General features: G+C 68.2%; 3 protein-coding genes. 2 read left to right on the top strand and 1 reads right to left on the bottom strand.

The features are described 5' to 3' along the window. Positions 1–2 precede the first annotated feature (2 nt). A complete protein-coding gene (locus ACEQXV_RS19265) occupies positions 3–857 on the top strand; it encodes an NAD(P)-dependent oxidoreductase (protein WP_370270522.1) in 855 nt (284 codons plus the stop codon). Positions 858–1,013: 156 nt separating this feature from the next. Further along, positions 1,014–2,042, top strand: coding sequence for a tRNA 2-selenouridine(34) synthase MnmH (gene mnmH, locus ACEQXV_RS19260; protein WP_370270524.1), 1,029 nt, complete (start codon positions 1,014–1,016; stop codon positions 2,040–2,042). A gap of 6 nt (positions 2,043–2,048) precedes the next feature. Here the strand turns inward: mnmH and selD are convergent. Continuing rightward, on the bottom strand, positions 2,049–4,178 hold a 2,130-nt coding region (selD, locus tag ACEQXV_RS19255; protein WP_370270521.1), incomplete at its 5' end, for a selenide, water dikinase SelD.

The raw sequence follows: 4,178 nt of genomic DNA, 5'->3' as shown, positions 1-4,178 counted from the left end.
GCGTGATGGGCTACCCGATGGCGGGGCACCTGAAGGCCGCTGGCCATGATGTGACGGTCTACAACCGCACCACCGAGAAGGCAGAGAACTGGGCAGGTGAGCATGGCGGTGGCTTTGCCGCGACCCCGCGTGAAGCCGTGGCCGAGTGCGATTTCGTGATGGCCTGCGTGGGCAATGACGATGACCTGCGGTCCGTTGTCCTGGGCGCAGACGGGGCCTTCGCCGGGATGAAGGCAGGCGCGATCTTCGTCGACCACACCACGGTGTCGGCCATCGTGACCCGTGAACTGGCCGAGCAAGGTGCCGCGCAAGGCATCGCCTGGGTCGATGCCCCGGTTTCGGGTGGCCAGGCGGGGGCCGAGAACGGCCAGCTTGCCATCATGTGCGGGGGCGATGATGCGCCCTACGGGGCGGCCGTTCCGGTGATGGATGCCTATGCCAAGGCGATCGAGCATTTCGGCCCCGTGGGGTCTGGTCAGCTGACCAAGATGGTCAACCAGGTCTGCATCGTGGGCGCGGTGCAGAGCATCTCCGAAGGGCTCTACTTCGCCATGAAAGCCGGGCTCGACGCCAAGAAGGTGGCCAAGCTTGTCAGTCAGGGTGCGGGTGGCTCGTGGCAGCTTGCCAACCGGGCCGACACGATGGTGGACAATCACTTCACCCATGGCTTTGCCGTCGACTGGATGCGCAAGGACCTGGGCATCGCGCTGGAGCAGGGCAAGGAAATGGGCCTGTCGCTGCCGGTGACGGCCCTTGTCGACCAGTTCTATGCCGAGGTGCAGCAGTTGGGCGGCGGCCGGTGGGACACGTCGAGCCTGATCCAGCGCTTCCGCAAGATGAACGGCGAGGAGATCTGAGGGGCGGGAGGGCGGCCCTGCGGGCCGCGATCCCGTGTGGCGGCTTGTGCGGTGTCATTGCATCGGTGCCGCCCGGCCGGGCCGCAGGATGAGTATTTGGACCAAGAAGAAGGACGAAGCGGCGTGAGCGTCGAACTGGGTGATATCTGGAACGGCATGTGGACGGGCTACGACACGGTGATCGACGTGCGCGCCCCTGCCGAGTTTGCCGAGGATCACCTGCCCGGCGCGATCTCTTTGCCTGTGCTCGACGATGCCGAGCGCGCCCGCGTGGGAACGATCTACAAGCAGGAGAGCCCTTTCAAGGCGCGCAAGATCGGGGCGGCCCTGGTGGCACGCAATGCCGCGCAGCATATCGAGAGCAGCCTTCTGGGGCAGGATGGCGGCTGGCGCCCGCTGGTCTATTGCTGGCGCGGCGGGCAGCGGTCCAATTCCTTCGCGATCATCCTGCGGCAGATCGGCTGGCGCGTCGACGTGCTGGACGGTGGCTATCGCAGGTATCGCCGGGCCATCGTCGATGCGTTCTATGGCGCGGCCCTGCCCTTTCGGCTGATCCGGCTTGATGGCAATACCGGGACGGCCAAGACCGAGCTTTTGCATCTGCTGGCCGGTCGGGGCGTTCAGGTGGTGGACCTCGAGGGGCTTGCCGGTCACCGTGGGTCGATCCTGGGGGCAAGGGCAGGGGGGCAGCCGTCCCAGAAAGCTTTCGAGAGCGCGCTTTTCGCGGCCTTGCAGGCGCTTGATCCGTCACGGCCCGTGATCGTCGAGGCCGAGTCGAGTCGGATCGGCGCGCTGCGGATCCCACCCGCGATGTGGAAGGCGATGATCGCGGCCCCGCGCGTGGTCGTCGAGGCGCAGGTGCCGGCGCGGGCGGCCTACCTGGCGTGGGCCTATGCCGACCTTCTGGCTGAACCGGAGGCGCTGATGGAGCTGTTGAACGGGTTGAAGCAACTGGTTGGCGGCGACCGGGTTGCCCATTGGCAGGCGCTCGCATCGGCCCATGCCTGGGAACAGCTGGCAGGTGAGCTTGTCACGCATCACTACGATCCGGCCTATGCCCGCGCGCGGGAGAGGGATGATGCGCCCATTGCCGCCCGTGTCCAGGCCATGGGGCTTGGGGATGCAGACCTGCCCAAGCTGGCCGATCGCCTGGCCGAGACCTTCGCCGAGGTGGTGGCGCGCTAGGAGCGCTCAACCAAGGGCGATCCGGGGCGGGCCGTCCGTGACTTCTCCGATCGTGACCGCGGTAATTCCCGCGTCGCGAAGCGCCGACAGCAAGTCGTGCACCTGGCCCGGCGGCACGGCCGCCAGCAGGCCGCCCGAGGTCTGGGGATCGTAGAGGATATCGTCGCCCGTCGCGTCCTCGACGCGCCCGGAGAGGGCCGCACGGTTGGGGGCGTGCACGGTCGAGCGAATGCCGCGTTCCAGAAGGCCGCGCGCACCGGGCAGCACCGGAAGGGCTTGCAGCGGCACCCGTGCGCCCACGCCCGAAGCCTCGCATATGTTCATCAGGTGGCCGGCCAGGCCGAAGCCCGTCACGTCGGTCATCGCCCGAGCCACGCCGGCAAGCAAAGCCGCGGCAGGACCAGAGCTTTTGGCCATCTGCGCCCAGGCCCCGGCCACAACTGCCCCTTCGGCGGCCAGTTGCATTTCGCCAGCCAGGATCGTCCCGGTTCCAAGCGCCTTGGTCAGAACCAGTTGGTCTCCGGGGCGTGCCCCGGCCAGCGTGATTGCCGGGCCTTCGAGCAAGCCGGTGACGCTGAAACCGATGGTCAACTCGTCTCCCATGGAACTGTGTCCACCCACGATCTCGGCCCCTTCAGCGGCGAAAACCGCCGCTGCTTCGGCCATGATCTCCTCCATCCAGCGGGCCTGCAGGGCGGGCGACAGGCGCGGCAGGATCAAGGTCGCCAAGGCAGCCTGTGGCCTTGCGCCCATGGCCCAGCAATCCCCGAGCGCATGAATGGCCGCGACACGCGCCTGAAGCCCGTGATCGACGGTGAAGCCGCGCAGGTGGTCGGTGGTCAGAACCTGGCGCGTGCCCCCCATCTCCAGCACCGCCGCGTCGTCGCCCGGCTGACTGGCCACGTCGGCGCGACCCACGGGGGGCAGGATCTTCAGCGCCGTCGACAAGCTGCCCGGACCCAGCTTTGCCCCGCAGCCCCCGCAAAGCGGCTTGTCGCCAAGCGCGGCCCGCAGACCGTCGGCCAAGTCGCGCGGCAGGGGCGGCGGGGTCATCGGGGCCAGGTCGCGGAACTTTTGCATGAAGCGCTGGTCGATCCGGTTCTTCCAGTTCCACAGCGCTGCACCTGCCGCCACGACACCCTTCTTTTCCGCCAGGGCCCGCTTGGCGCCGAGCGAGATAAGCTTGAGGTAATCGCGCTGCGGGCGAAAGGTGGTCATGTCAGCCTCTCGCCCCATGGCCAACGCCTTGAGATTGCGCAGCAGGACAGGCGCGGCCCGCACCGCGTAGACCCCGGCCTTTGGGCGTGGGGCAAAGCCCAGATGGGCACAGTCGCCTGCCGCGAAAATCTCGGGGTGGGAGGCAGAGCGCAGGGTTCGGTCTACGGTGATGAACCCGTCTTCCAGAGCCAGGCCGGTGCCTTCCAGCCAGGCATGGGGCCGCGCGCCTGCTGCGCCGAGCGTGAAGGTTGAGGCAATCTGCTCGCCCGTGGCCAATCGCAGATGATCTCCGGCGATCTCCTCTACGTCCACGTCAGGTCGCAGGGCGATCCGGGCCCTCTCCAATTCGGTCAGCAGCCGCGCCCGCGCCCGGGCGTGAACGCCCTCCAGAATGCCGCCACGATCGAGCAGCGTGACCGCCGCCTGCCCGGTGGCTTCCCGCAATCGGTGCGCTGCCGCCCTGGCCAGTTCAACCCCCGCCACCCCCGCCCCGATCACGGCCACCGGTCCGCCGCCAGAGGCCACGAAGCGGGCCCACGCATCGGCGAAGCGGTCAAGTGGCTTGGCTGCGATTCCATGGGTGTCGAAGCCCGGGATCTCGGGCATATGCGCGTGAATCCCGATGTCGATGGACAGGATGTCATAGCCGATCGGCGCGCGCCCCGGCACCGCCACCTTGCGCGCCAGCGGATCAATGGCGTCCACCTCGCCGATCACCAGGCGCGCCCCGGCGAAGCGGGCCAGGCGCACCAGGTCGATATCCAGGTCCGAGCGCCCGTAGTGGCCAGCCACATGCCCCGGTAACATGCCCGAATAGGGCGCGGTCGGGCCGGGGTTGACCAGAGTCAGGCGGACGCCAGGCAAGGGTGCCATCGCCCACATGCGCAAAACGAGCGCATGGGTGTGCCCGCCCCCCAC

Origin of the sequence: Nioella sp., assembly GCF_964229645.1 — a bacterium.
Lineage (GTDB): Bacteria > Pseudomonadota > Alphaproteobacteria > Rhodobacterales > Rhodobacteraceae > Nioella.
This window is presented reverse-complemented; position numbering and strand designations above follow the sequence as displayed.